9 protein-coding genes are annotated in these 13,389 nt (G+C 62.5%); 5 read left to right on the top strand and 4 right to left on the bottom strand.

Annotation, left to right across the window (positions count from 1 at the left end; all coding sequences use genetic code 11):
* Positions 1 to 184 precede the first annotated feature (184 nt).
* Positions 185 to 2,488 carry a YgiQ family radical SAM protein gene (locus BLR63_RS19835; protein ID WP_010563340.1) on the top strand — a complete coding sequence of 768 codons (2,304 nt, stop codon included), beginning with the start codon at positions 185 to 187 and terminating at the stop codon, positions 2,486 to 2,488.
* 184 nt (positions 2,489 to 2,672) lie between these two features.
* Here BLR63_RS19835 and BLR63_RS19830 read toward each other — a convergent pair whose 3' ends face one another.
* Complete coding sequence (locus tag BLR63_RS19830; RefSeq protein ID WP_010563341.1) at positions 2,673 to 2,912, bottom strand: pyocin S6 family toxin immunity protein; 240 nt, start codon at positions 2,910 to 2,912, stop codon at positions 2,673 to 2,675.
* A gap of 310 nt (positions 2,913 to 3,222) precedes the next feature.
* On the opposite strand from BLR63_RS19830, the gene BLR63_RS19825 reads away from it, so the two are divergent.
* The 3 genes from BLR63_RS19825 to BLR63_RS19815 all read left to right on the top strand — a co-directional run bounded on the left by BLR63_RS19825 (position 3,223) and on the right by BLR63_RS19815 (position 10,039).
* Positions 3,223 to 6,513 (top strand): transglutaminase family protein, encoded by a 3,291-nt coding sequence (locus BLR63_RS19825; protein ID WP_010563342.1) that lies wholly within the window; start codon positions 3,223 to 3,225, stop codon positions 6,511 to 6,513.
* A gap of 149 nt (positions 6,514 to 6,662) precedes the next feature.
* Positions 6,663 to 9,149, top strand: coding sequence for a circularly permuted type 2 ATP-grasp protein (locus BLR63_RS19820; protein WP_010563343.1), 2,487 nt, complete (start codon positions 6,663 to 6,665; stop codon positions 9,147 to 9,149).
* Positions 9,149 to 10,039, top strand: a complete 891-nt coding sequence (locus BLR63_RS19815; protein ID WP_010563344.1) for a transglutaminase family protein — start codon at positions 9,149 to 9,151, stop codon at positions 10,037 to 10,039. The genes BLR63_RS19820 and BLR63_RS19815 overlap by 1 nt, the downstream gene beginning before the upstream one ends.
* A 66-nt stretch (positions 10,040 to 10,105) precedes the next feature.
* On the opposite strand, the gene BLR63_RS19810 is transcribed toward BLR63_RS19815, so the two are convergent.
* Positions 10,106 to 10,288, bottom strand: coding sequence for a hypothetical protein (locus tag BLR63_RS19810; protein WP_010563345.1), 183 nt, complete (start codon positions 10,286 to 10,288; stop codon positions 10,106 to 10,108).
* 331 nt (positions 10,289 to 10,619) lie between these two features.
* Between BLR63_RS19810 and azu the strand changes: the two genes are divergently transcribed.
* The gene (azu, locus tag BLR63_RS19805) at positions 10,620 to 11,066 is read left to right on the top strand and encodes an azurin (protein WP_010563346.1); all 447 of its coding nucleotides are present in this window, start codon (positions 10,620 to 10,622) and stop codon (positions 11,064 to 11,066) included.
* 122 nt (positions 11,067 to 11,188) lie between these two features.
* On the opposite strand, the gene nadE is transcribed toward azu, so the two are convergent.
* Positions 11,189 to 12,016, bottom strand: coding sequence for an ammonia-dependent NAD(+) synthetase (gene nadE, locus BLR63_RS19800; protein ID WP_010563347.1), 828 nt, complete (start codon positions 12,014 to 12,016; stop codon positions 11,189 to 11,191).
* Between the two features lie 3 nt (positions 12,017 to 12,019).
* Positions 12,020 to 13,234, bottom strand: coding sequence for a nicotinate phosphoribosyltransferase (gene pncB, locus BLR63_RS19795; RefSeq protein ID WP_010563348.1), 1,215 nt, complete (start codon positions 13,232 to 13,234; stop codon positions 12,020 to 12,022).
* Positions 13,235 to 13,389 lie beyond the last annotated feature (155 nt).

Raw genomic sequence — 13,389 nt, 5'->3', positions numbered from 1 at the left:
CCAGCCTACCCATGATTTTTTTGACGGTCGGTTAACGGAATAGCCCCCGATGCCTGGAGCAAACCGGGTCGGGAAACCCTTGCGCAGAGGCACGGGTTAAAAGCCGACCGCTGTCGTCGGAATTGGTCAAATTTTGTGCTATATTCCGCGCCCGCGATTTTTCATCTCAACACCGGTCACCGTCATGCAAACAGCCAAGCCGTTATTTGACTATCCCAAGTACTGGGCCGAATGTTTCGGTCCTGCGCCATTCCTGCCGATGAGCAGGGAGGAGATGGATCAGCTTGGCTGGGATTCGTGCGACATCATCATCGTCACCGGCGATGCCTACGTGGACCACCCGTCGTTCGGCATGGCGATCATCGGCCGGCTGCTGGAGGCCCAGGGCTTCCGCGTCGGGATCATTGCCCAGCCGAACTGGCAGTCCAAAGACGACTTCATGAAGCTCGGCGAGCCGAACCTGTTCTTCGGCGTCGCGGCCGGCAACATGGACTCGATGATCAACCGCTACACCGCCGACAAGAAAATCCGCTCCGACGACGCCTACACCCCTGGCGGTATGGCCGGCAAACGCCCGGACCGCGCGAGCCTGGTGTACAGCCAGCGCTGCAAGGAAGCCTACAAGAACGTGCCGATCGTCCTCGGCGGCATCGAAGCGTCCCTGCGCCGCATCGCCCACTACGACTACTGGCAGGACCGGGTGCGCAACTCGATCCTGATCGACGCCACCGCCGATATCCTGCTGTACGGCAACGCCGAGCGCGCCATCGTCGAAGTGGCCCAGCGCCTGTCGTGGGGCCACAAGATCGAAGACATCACCGACGTGCGCGGCACCGCGTTCATCCGTCGTGATACGCCCGAAGGCTGGTATGAGGTGGACTCCACCCGTATCGACCGTCCGGGCAAGGTCGACAAGATCATCAACCCATACGTGAACACCCAGGACACCCAGGCCTGCGCCATCGAGCAGGAAAAAGGCCCGGTGGATGACCCGGAAGAGGCCAAGGTCGTACAGATCCTCGCCAGCCCGCGCATGACCCGCGACAAGACCGTGATCCGTCTGCCATCGGTGGAAAAAGTCCGTGGCGACGCGGTGCTCTATGCCCACGCCAACCGCGTGCTGCACCTGGAAACCAACCCAGGCAACGCCCGCGCCCTGGTGCAGAAGCATGGCGAAGTGGACGTGTGGTTCAACCCGCCGCCCATCCCGATGACCACCGAAGAAATGGACTACGTGTTCGGCATGCCCTACGCACGTGTCCCGCACCCGGCGTACGGCAAGGAAAAAATCCCGGCCTACGACATGATCCGTTTCTCGGTGAACATCATGCGTGGCTGCTTCGGCGGCTGCACCTTCTGCTCGATCACCGAGCACGAAGGCCGGATCATCCAGAACCGTTCCGAAGAGTCGATCATTCGTGAAATCGAAGAGATCCGCGACAAGGTCCCAGGCTTCACCGGGGTGATCTCCGACCTCGGCGGCCCGACCGCGAACATGTACCGCATCGCCTGCAAGAGCCCGGAAATCGAATCCGCGTGCCGCAAGCCGTCGTGCGTGTTCCCTGGCATCTGCCCGAACCTGAACACCGATCACTCGTCGCTGATCCAGCTGTACCGCAGCGCCCGTGCGTTGCCGGGGGTGAAGAAAATCCTGATCGCTTCCGGCCTGCGCTACGACCTCGCGGTCGAGTCGCCGGAATACGTGAAAGAGCTGGTGACCCACCATGTCGGCGGCTACCTGAAGATCGCCCCGGAGCATACCGAGGAAGGTCCGCTCAACCAGATGATGAAGCCGGGCATTGGCAGCTATGACAAGTTCAAGCGCATGTTCGAGAAGTACACCAAGGAAGCGGGCAAGGAGCAGTACCTGATCCCGTATTTCATCGCCGCCCACCCCGGCACCACCGATGAAGACATGATGAACCTGGCGCTGTGGCTCAAGGGCAACGGCTTCCGTGCCGACCAGGTGCAGGCGTTCTACCCGTCGCCGATGGCCACCGCCACCGCGATGTACCACTCGGGCAAGAACCCGCTGCGCAAGGTCACCTACAAGAGCGACGCGGTGACCATCGTCAAGAGCGAAGAACAGCGCCGTCTGCACAAGGCCTTCCTGCGCTACCACGACCCGAAAGGCTGGCCGATGCTGCGCGAAGCGCTGACCCGCATGGGCCGCGCCGACCTGATCGGGCCGGGCAAGGATCAACTGATCCCGTTGCACCAGCCGGCCACCGACAGCTACCAGAGCGCACGTCGCAAGAACTCGACGCCGGCCGGCAGCCACAAGGTCGCCAAGGAAACCACCACCCGGATCCTCACCCAGCACACTGGCCTGCCGCCCCGTGGCAGCGACGGCAGCAACCCGTGGGACAAGCGCGAACAAGCCAAGGCCGCCGCGCAGGCGCGTAACAAACAGGCGGCCAAGGAACGCAGCGATGCGGCCAAGGGCAAAGGCGGCAAGCCAGCCCGCAAGCCGGTCGTGCCGCGTTGATCGCAGCCTGAACATGCAAAACGCCAGCCTCGTGCTGGCGTTTTGCTTTGTGGTCGGCTGACGTGGACATCCTGAATGTCTGCGGCGGTTTGAGGTTTTTCGCGAGCAAGCTCGCTCCTACAGTCGGTGGGGGGCATGCAAGGACGAGTAAGTTTGAAATTCATTGCGCGGGTGTAACTCATCATCAAGCGGTTACACCGATGAATAAATCCAAGTCCATTGGTAAGGGTTCACCCACGATGCTTGCAATCTGCTGTACCTGCACGGGACTAAGCAGCCAGTCACCATCAGGGCTGCTATGCAGGTCAGACCACCCAAGAACATCCAGCACGCCCTGTTCAAACTCATGAGGTACATCCATCTCAAACTTCAGCGAGTCATCTTCGTTGTCACCCGGTAAAAAGCCGCTAATCCATAAAAACATGATGACGTCTCTCTTATTTCGGTTTTGGCATCGCGCCAATGACGGTCATTTTGCGTAAGGCGCCAAGCGATGTCAGACGATTGGAGTGTGCTCGCAGAAATCGGGGCGATTCCCCACTCCATTGCCCACTCAACCGATACCGCCCCACCCACTTGCGCCACAAATATGTGCAGCCCTTGCACCATCGCGCAGACGCTGGCGCCGTTTTGGTGCTGTACTGCACCGGGTCTTGCGATAAAGCGCAATGACCGCCGCTCTGGCATAAGTCTTGCGCGGGTTGTATTCATGCCCTGGCTCGCAGGAGGCCGCCGTGTCGATTCATGTCGCGTTGCACCACGTTACGCATTACCGCTATGACCGCGCTGTTGAACTCGGCCCACAGATCGTGCGTTTGCGTCCGGCGGCCCATAGCCGCACGCGGATTCTGTCCTACGCGCTGAAAGTGCAGCCCGAGCAGCATTTCATCAATTGGCAGCAAGATCCCCAGGGCAATTACCTGGCGCGTCTGGTATTCCCGGAAAAGACGGACGAACTGCGCATCGAAGTCGATCTGGTCGCCGAGATGGCGGTGTTCAATCCATTCGACTTTTTCCTTGAACCCTACGCCGAAAAAATCCCCTTCAGCTACGCCGCCGACGAGCAGCGCGAGTTGGCGCCGTACCTGGAAACCTTGCCGCTGACGCCGAAGTTTGCCGCCTACCTGGCCGGCATCGACCGCACGCCGCTGCCGGCCGTGGATTTCTTGGTGGGCCTCAACCAGCGTCTGGCCGCCGATATCGGCTACCTGATCCGCATGGAGCCGGGTGTGCAGACCCCGGAATTCACCCTGGAAAACGCCTCCGGCTCGTGCCGCGATTCGGCCTGGTTGCTGGTGCAATTGCTGCGCAATCTGGGTTTGGCGGCGCGGTTTGTTTCCGGTTACCTGATCCAGCTCACCGCCGACGTCAAGGCCCTCGACGGCCCGTCCGGCACTGAGGTGGACTTCACCGACCTACACGCCTGGTGCGAAGTGTATTTGCCCGGCGCCGGCTGGATCGGCCTGGATGCCACTTCCGGGTTGTTCGCCGGTGAAGGTCATATCCCGTTGGCTTGTAGTCCCGATCCATCCTCCGCCGCGCCGATCAGTGGGCTGGTGGAACCGTGCGAGTGCGAATTTACCCACGAGATGTCGGTGGAGCGTATCTGGGAAGCCCCTCGGGTGACCAAGCCCTACACCGAAGAACAATGGCTGGCGATCCAGGCCCTGGGCCGGCAGATCGACGGCGATCTGCTCAAGGACGACGTGCGCCTGACCATGGGCGGCGAGCCGACCTTCGTCTCCATCGACGACCCCGATGGCGCCGAGTGGAATACTGCCGCGCTCGGGCCGGACAAGCGGCGCCTGTCCGCCGAGCTGTTCCAACGCATGCGCAAGCACTACGCGCCCCAGGGTCTGGTGCACTTTGGCCAGGGTAAGTGGTACCCCGGCGAGCAACTGCCGCGTTGGTCGCTCAACTGCTACTGGCGTCGCGACGGGGTGCCGATCTGGCATAACAGCGCGCTGATCGCCGACGAGCAACAGGACTACGGCGCCGATGGCGTCATGGCCGGGCGTTTCCTGGCCAGCGTCGCCGAGCGCCTGAAGTTGCCGGCGCGCTTTGTGTTTCCGGCCTTTGAAGACAATTTCTACTACCTGTGGCGCGAAGGTACGTTGCCGCAGAACGTCACCGCCGATGACCCGCGCCTGAGCGATGAGCTGGAGCGCGAACGCCTGCGCAAAGTGTTCGGCCAGGGCCTGGATAAAATCATCGGCCAGGTGCTGCCGCTGGCGCGCACTGCCGCCAATGATCGCTGGCAGAGTGGGCGCTGGTACTTGCGCGATAACCACTGCCGTCTGGTACCGGGGGATTCGCCACTGGGTTATCGCCTGCCGTTGGCCTCGCAGCCCTGGGTGACGGCGGCGGAATATCCGTTTGTGCACCCCACCGACCCGAACCAGGACCAACCGGAACTGCCGACCACCGGCCAACTGCAAAGCCACGGCGAACCTGCGCCGAGCGATGAGCGTGTGCCCAAGGTCGATGAGTCCGCCGACTGGCTGACCCGCACCGCGCTGTGTGCCGAAGCCCGGGAAGGGCGCCTGTACCTGTTCATGCCGCCGCTGGAGCGCGTCGAGGATTACCTGGAACTGGTGGCCGCCATCGAAGCCACCGCCGAGGAACTGCGCTGTCCGGTATTGCTGGAAGGCTACGAGCCGCCGGCGGATAACCGTCTGAGCAACTTCCGCGTCACCCCGGATCCGGGTGTGATCGAGGTCAACGTGCAGCCGTCCGCCACATGGGACGAGTTGGTCGAGCGCACCGAATTCCTCTACGAAGAAGCGCGGCAAACCCGCCTGACCACCGAAAAATTCATGATCGATGGCCGTCACACCGGCACCGGTGGCGGTAACCACTTTGTGCTGGGGGGCGCGACGCCCAAGGACTCGCCGTTCCTGCGCCGACCGGATCTGCTGCGCAGCCTGATCAGCTACTGGCATAACCATCCGTCCTTGTCCTACCTGTTTTCCGGCCTGTTCATCGGCCCGACTTCCCAGGCGCCGCGGGTTGATGAAGCGCGCAACGATGCGTTGTACGAGCTGGAAATCGCCTTTGCGCAGATGCCGGCGCCGGGCGAAGAATGCCCGCCGTGGTTGGTGGACCGCTTGCTGCGCAATCTGCTGATCGACGTGACGGGCAACACCCACCGCGCCGAGTTCTGTATCGACAAGCTCTACTCGCCGGACGGCGCCACCGGTCGCTTGGGCCTGTTGGAATTGCGCGCCTTTGAAATGCCGCCCCATGCGCGCATGAGCCTGACTCAGCAACTGTTGTTGCGGGCGCTGGTGGCGCGGTTCTGGCGTGAACCCTATGCGCCGCCGAAACTGGCGCGCTGGGGCACGGAACTGCATGACCGCTTCCTGTTGCCGCACTTTATCGAGCAGGACTTCGCCGACGTGATCGTCGAGCTGAACGCCGCCGGGTACCCGCTGCGCGCCGAATGGTTCGCCGCGCACCTGGAGTTCCGTTTCCCCAAGGTCGGCGACTATGCCGTCAGCGGTATCGAACTGGAACTGCGCCAGGCCCTGGAACCCTGGCATGTGCTGGGCGAAGAGGGCGCGGTGGGCGGCACGGTGCGCTACGTGGACTCGTCCCTGGAACGCTTGCAGGTGAAGCTGAACGGGCTGGCGCCGCAGCGTTATCTGCTGACCTGCAACGGCATCCCGGTGCCTTTGCAGCCGACCGGCCGCGTCGGTGAGTTTGTCGCCGGGGTGCGCTATCGCGCCTGGCAACCGGCCAACTGCTTGCAGCCGACGATTGCGGTGCACGCGCCGTTGGTGTTCGACCTGCTCGACACCTGGATGCAGCGCTCCCTGGGCGGCTGCCAGTACCACGTGGCCCATCCGGGCGGGCGCAATTACGACAGCTTGCCGGTGAATGCCAACGAGGCGGAGAGCCGACGCATGGCGCGGTTCTTCCGCCTGGGACATACCCCGGGCAAGCAGCCGGTGCCGACCGTGGTGGTGAATGACGAATTACCGATGACCTTGGATCTGCGACGTTTCCCCAATAAAAATGACTGAATGCGATCCGGGGGCTTGCTCCTGATTGCGGTGAAGCAGCCGATACATGAGTTGACTGACCCACCGCAATCGGGAGAAGCCCTTTCCCACAGCGGATTTGCAGTGTTTGTTAGGTTAATCTGAGCCCCCTTGCCTCTGCCGAGCGTTCCATGTCCGACTTGCTCGACCGTTACCCGCTGACCGCGGGCACCTATCACGAATTGCTGGACGACGCCGGCGCGGTGCGCGCCCATTGGCGGCGCCTGCTCGATCACCTGCAGCGCAGCACCCCCGCGCAACTGGCCCAGCGCCAGGCGCTGCTGACCCGGCAGATCCAGGAAAACGGCGTGACCTACAACGTCTACGCCGACCCCAAGGGCGCCGACCGCCCCTGGGAATTGGACCTGCTGCCCCATGTGCTGGCCGCTGAGGAGTGGCAGCAGCTGTCGGCCGGTATCGCCCAGCGTGCACGTCTGCTCAACGCTGTGCTCGCCGATCTCTACGGCCCGCAACGCTTGATCAAGGAAGGGTTGCTGCCCGCCGAACTGGTGTTCGGGCATAACAATTTCCTGTGGCCATGCCAGGGCATCCAGCCGCCGGACGGGACGTTCCTGCACCTGTACGCCGTCGACTTGGCGCGCACCCCGGATGGCCGCTGGTGGGTCACCGCCGACCGTACCCAGGCACCGTCGGGTGCCGGTTATGCGCTGGAAAACCGCACCATCGTGTCCCGCGCGTTTCCGGATCTGTACCGTGACCTGCAGGTGCAGCACCTCACCGGTTTCTTCCGCACGCTCCAGGAAACCCTGGCCCGCCAGGCCCCAAGCGACAACCAGCCGCCGCTGATCGTGCTGCTCACCCCCGGGCGTTTCAACGAAAGCTATTTCGAACACCTCTACCTGGCGCGCCAGCTCGGTTACCCATTGGTGGAAGGCGGCGACCTCACCGTGCGCGACAGCACCGTGTTCCTCAAAACCCTCAGCGGCCTGCGCCGGGTGCACGCGATCATGCGGCGCCTGGACGACGATTTCTGCGACCCGCTGGAGTTGCGTACCGACTCGGCCCTCGGCGTGCCCGGCCTGCTCGACGCCGTGCGCCAAGGCAATGTGCTGGTGGCCAATGCCCTGGGCAGCGGTGTGTTGGAGTCGCCGGGGTTGCTCGGCTTTCTGCCGAAGATCAACCAGTTCCTGTTTGGCGAAGAACTGATCCTGCCATCCATCGCCACCTGGTGGTGCGGTGAGGCGCCGGTACTGGCCGAAGCCCTGGAGAAACTGCCGGAGCTGTTGATCAAACCTGCGTTTCCTTCGCAGAGTTTTACCCCGATATTCGGTCGCGACTTGAATGACGCCCAACGCGAGGCCCTCGCCGAACGCATGCGCGCGCGGCCTTACGCCTATGTCGCCCAGGAACTGGCGCAGCTGTCCCAGGCGCCGGTGTGGCACACCGTGGATGACCATCTGCAACACCGTGCCATCGGCATGCGCGTGTATGCCGTGGCCAGCGAGGACGGCTATCGCGTCCTGCCCGGCGGCCTGACCCGCGTGGCCGCCGAAGCCGATGCCGAAGTGGTGTCGATGCAACGCGGTGGCGCCAGTAAGGACACCTGGGTGCTCGGCGAACGGGCCGCCGGTGGCGAGCAGTGGCGCGCGCAACGGGCGATCGGGGCCCATGACCTGGTGCGCCGCGACCCGTATCTGCCCTCGCGGGTGGTGGAAAACCTGTTCTGGTTCGGCCGTTATTGCGAGCGCTGCGATGACAGTGCGCGCTGGTTGCGGATCGTGCTGGCGCGCTATGTCGACGGCGACGACCCGCTGGCATTGCAGGCCGCGATTGAGCTGGGGGAAAACCTGCGCCTGTTGCCGGAAGAGGGCGAACTGCCCGAACGCCTGCTCGCTGCCTTGCTCGGCGACGACTGGCCGTCGAGCCTGCGTGCCAACCTGCAGCGCTTGCAGTGGGCCGCGTCCCAGGTGCGCGGCAAGTTGTCCCGGGAAAACTGGCAGGCCCTGGTGGAGCTGCAACGCGAAGCCCTGGAGCTGGAAAGCGAAAGCCCGGATTTTGGCGAGTTGCTGGACTTCCTCAACCGCCTGGTGATGTCCCTGGCGGCGTTGTCCGGGTTTGCCCTGGACGACATGACCCGCGACGAAGGCTGGCGCTTCTTGATGATGGGCCGGCGCATCGAGCGCCTGCAGTTCCTCAGCAGCAGCCTCGCGGCGTTCCTGCGCGGGGTAGCGGTGTTCGATCAGGCGGGGCTGGAGTGGTTGCTGGAACTGGGCAACAGCAGCATCACCTATCGGTCACGTTACCTGGCGGTGCCGCAGTTGATCCCGGTGCTCGACCTGTTACTGCTGGACGAGCAGAACCCCCATGCGGTGCTGTTCCAGCTGAAACTGGTGAGCCGTACCCTGCGTCGCCTCAACGACGACTTCGGCGTGCCTCGGGAGACCGGTCTGGCGCCGTTGGTCGAGCGCTTGTCGCGGTTCGACCTGGCGTGCCTGGAGAACCCGTTGTTCGGCGAGTCCAGCGTGCGTGCCGCGCTGGAAGGCCTGGCGGACCTGCTGCAAGCGGTTGCCGATGAGAGTGGGCAAGTGTCGGATCGCCTGGCGTTGCGTCACTTTGCCCATGTGGATGATGTCAGCCAGCAAACGGTGTCGGTGTGATGAGTGCGCGCTACCAGATTTTCCACGATACCCATTACCACTACGACAGCCCGGTGTCCCTGGCCCAGCAGTTGGCGCACTTGTGGCCACGGCCCTGCGCCTGGCAGCGTTGCAGTTCGCAGCAACTGGATATCAGCCCCGAGCCGACGTCGCGGCGCGATGAGTTGGACGTGTTCGGCAACCCGATCACCCGCCTCGCGTTCGAACGGCCCCACGATGAACTGTTGGTCAATGCCGCGTTGACCGTGGAAGTGCTGGCGCGACCGGTGTTGGATTTCCAGCAGTCGCCACCCTGGGACCAGACCCGCGACCGCCTGACCTACAGCAGTCAGCCGCTGTCAGCGCAGATCATCGAGGCGTGTCGCTATCGCTTCGAATCGCCTTACGTGCATTTGAAAAAAACCTTCGTCGAGTTCTCCGAAAGCTGTTTCCCGCCGGGGTACCCCTTGTTGTTGGGCGTGCAGGCCCTGATGGAAAAGATCTTCAGCGAATTCACCTTCGATGCCGAAGCCACCCAGGTCGCCACGCCGCTGGTGGAAGTGCTGGAGCGTCGACGCGGGGTGTGCCAGGACTTCGCCCATCTGATGCTCGCCTGCCTGCGCTCGCGGGGCTTGGCGGCGCGCTATATCAGCGGCTACCTGCTCACCCAGCCACCGCCCGGCCAGCCACGGCTGATCGGCGCCGATGCATCCCACGCCTGGGTCTCGGTGTATTGCCCGGTGTCGGGCTGGGTGGATTTCGATCCGACCAACAACGTGCAGCCGGCACTGGAACACATCACCCTGGCCTGGGGCCGGGATTTCTCCGATGTGTCGCCGTTGCGCGGGGTGATTCTGGGGGGCGGGAGCCATGACCCTGAGGTGCGGGTGACGGTGATGCCGCTGGAATGATGAGAGCGGGTGGGGAGGGGCTGTGGCAGGCGGGCTTGCAGTAAAGAGCCCGCACTGCGACGGAAATTATTCTGCCGGATCTTTTGGTGTTTCAGTCTCGTCGCTCGTTACTTCACTGTCGGCATCCGGGTTCAATGCGCCAGCTTCTTCATCGGCAGCGGCTTTCTTGCGTTGCAGCTTTTCCTCTTTCTTCTGTTCCTTGGCCAAGTCTCTCTGACGTTTGGCGAAGGAGTAATTAGGTTTGGCCATGGGCGATCCTCTAGGGTCGAAGGTGAGGGTGGCGGCATGCAGCTGCCTTGGGTCGTCATGGTAGCAGCTTCAAGGTGCCCTTGGCCTTCACTTACCGCAGGCGTACGCGGCCAGTAGGCCGTTGAACAGTTGATTGAGGTGCATGGCTCGGACTCCAGTGGGTGATGGGCCGATCATAGGCGCCGTGCGGCATTTTGGCTGGTAGGTTATGTCGATAAGTCTGATAGCCTAAAGTTGTATACAACCTGTTGATTCAGGTCATAAGTATTTCTGCCCGCTTGGGGCACCCTTGTCGCAATACGCGTTTTTAAACCCTGCCTTGGAGATTCACATGTTCGCCAAACTCGTTGCTGTTTCCCTGCTGACTCTGGCCAGTGGTCAGTTGCTTGCTGCAGAGTGCAAGGTCACCGTCGACTCCACCGATCAGATGTCCTACAACACCAAGGAAATCACGATCGACAAGAGCTGCAAGACGTTTACCGTCGAGTTGACTCACTCCGGCAACTTGCCGAAAAACGTCATGGGCCATAACTGGGTGCTGACCAGCGCCGCCGACATGCAGCCGGTTGCAACCGATGGCATGGCCGCAGGTCTGGACAAGAACTACCTGAAAGAAGGCGACACCCGCATCATCGCCCACACCAAAGTCATCGGTGCTGGCGAGAAAGACTCGGTGACCTTCGATGTGTCGAAGCTGGCGGCGGGTACGGACTACGGGTTCTTCTGCTCGTTCCCGGGCCACATCTCGATGATGAAAGGCACTGTGGTCGTCAAGTAATCAAGCGTTCGCTCTTCCTGTAGGAGCGAGCTTGCTCGCGAAAAACGCAATGACAGCGCGTTCATCCAGAATGCCCGCGTTATCGTTGACGATCTTCGCGAGCAAGCTCGCTCCTACAGGCCTCACGGCGCAAACGGCATCACCCGCTTGTGCTCGGTCTTGCGATACGTCTCGCAAATGATCCTGAACGCCTCTTCACGCACCGTCTCGCCATGCAGGAATGCATCGATCTCGGCGTAGGTGACGCCGTGGGACGCTTCGTCCGGCTTGCCCGGCGACAGGTCTTCGAGGTCGGCGGTCGGGACTTTCTCCACCAGCGACTCCGGCGCACCGAAGTGCCGTGCGATTGCCCGCACCTGGTTTTTCACCAGCCCGCTCAATGGAGCCAGGTCGCAGGCGCCATCACCGAACTTGGTAAAAAAGCCCATCACCGCTTCTGCCGCATGGTCGGTGCCGATCACCAGGCCCCCGGCCGCGCCAGCGATGGTGTACTGCGCCACCATGCGCATGCGCGCCTTGGTGTTGCCCAGCACGAAATCGCGGGACACCGCGGCCTTGCCCTCAAACGCCGCCACTTCATTGGCCAGGGATTTCACGGCCGGGCCGATGTTCACGGTGTGGCGCTCGTCCGGCTCGATAAAGTCCACCGAGGCCTGGGCGTCGATTTCATCGAACTGGGTTTCGTAGGGCAGGCGCACGGCGATAAAACGGTAGGCCTCGTCACCGGTGCTGGCGCGCAGTTCGCGCATCGCGCGTTGGGCCAGCAGGCCGGCGGTGAGGGAGTCGACGCCGCCGCTGATGCCCAGCACCAATGTCTTGAGCCCGGAATTGCGCAGGCAGTCCTGGATGAATGCCACGCGCCGGTTAACTTCGGTTTCGAGGGCAGCCTGGTCTTTGAATGGCGCTTGGACCTTGAGCTGCTGCGCAATCTCACGCTGTACGGCTTGCATGATTCACTCCTTGCTGGATAGGGCAGGTACTTTGAACACGTGACGCAAATAGGCGACGAAATTCGGGTCGGTGCAGTGGGTCTTGCCCGCTTCATCGGAGATTTTCGCGACGGGCTGGCCATTACACGCGGTCATTTTAAACACGATGCTCATCGGTTCCACACCTGGAATATCGCAGGTCAGGTTGGTGCCGATGCCAAAGCTCACATTGATGCGACCGCGCAGCGCGCGGAATATCTCCAGGGTCTTGGGCAGCGTCAGGCTGTCGGAGAACACCAGGGTCTTGCTCATCGGCTCGATGCCCAGCTTGTGGTAGTGGGCGATGGCTTTTTCCGCCCATTGCACCGGGTCGCCGGAGTCGTGGCGCAGGCCGTCGAACAGCTTGGCGAAGTACAAGTCGAAGTCGTTGAGGAAGGCGTCGGTGGTGATGCAATCGGTCAGGGCGATGCCCAGCAGGCCACGGTATTCGCGGACCCAGCAGTCGAGGGCGGCGATCTGGCTGTCGATCAGGCGCGGGCCGAGTTGCTGGTGAGCCATGATCCATTCGTGGGCCATGGTGCCCAGCGGTTTCATATCGAACTCGCGGGCCAGGTGCACGTTGCTGGTGCCGACGAAGCGGCCGGGGAAATCGTGCTTGAGTACGCTGACCACTTCTTCCTGCACACGGTAGGAGAAGCGTCGACGGGTGCCGAAGTCAGCCACTTGCAGCTCGCGCAACTCGTCGCTGCTGGCGTTGGCGGTCAGCCAGTCGAACTTGCGGTACAACTGCTCGCGGGCCTGTTCGAGGATCACGGTCTGGTAGCGGTAGCGGTTACGCACTTCGCTGACGATGGCCAGCATCGGCACTTCGAACAGGATCACATGCAGCCACGGCCCGCGCAGGCGGATAAACAACTCGCCGTTCTCGATACCGGTATGCACGTAGCGCAGGTTAAAACGGAACAGCCCGAGAAAGCGCAGAAAGTCCGGTTTCATGAAGCTGATGCGCTCCAGGAAACTCAGCTGGTCCGCGGTCAGGCTCAGCTCGGCGAGCCGCTCGATCTGGTAGCGGATCTCCGCCAGGTAGGGGCGCAGGTCCTCGCTGTTACGGCAACGAAACTCCCATTCAACTTCCACGTTGGGGTAGTTGTGCAGCACCGCCTGCATCATGGTCAGCTTGTAGAAGTCGGTGTCGAGCAGGTTCTGCACGATGCGATCGGCAAACACACTCTCGCTCATAACGGGAATCTCCAGACGGGTCGGCGCTGGGCGCCGGCCTTTGCGCACAATTGAGGAAGGGGACTAGTGGCGCATAGACCTGTGGGGTTTTGCCAGTGATTTTTTTGGTGAGGCTGCTGGCCCTATCGGGAGCAAGCCCCCTCTCACACTTGAAA

The sequence above is a fragment of the Pseudomonas extremaustralis genome (assembly GCF_900102035.1).
Classification (GTDB): Bacteria; Pseudomonadota; Gammaproteobacteria; order Pseudomonadales; family Pseudomonadaceae; genus Aquipseudomonas; species Aquipseudomonas extremaustralis.
This window is presented reverse-complemented; position numbering and strand designations above follow the sequence as displayed.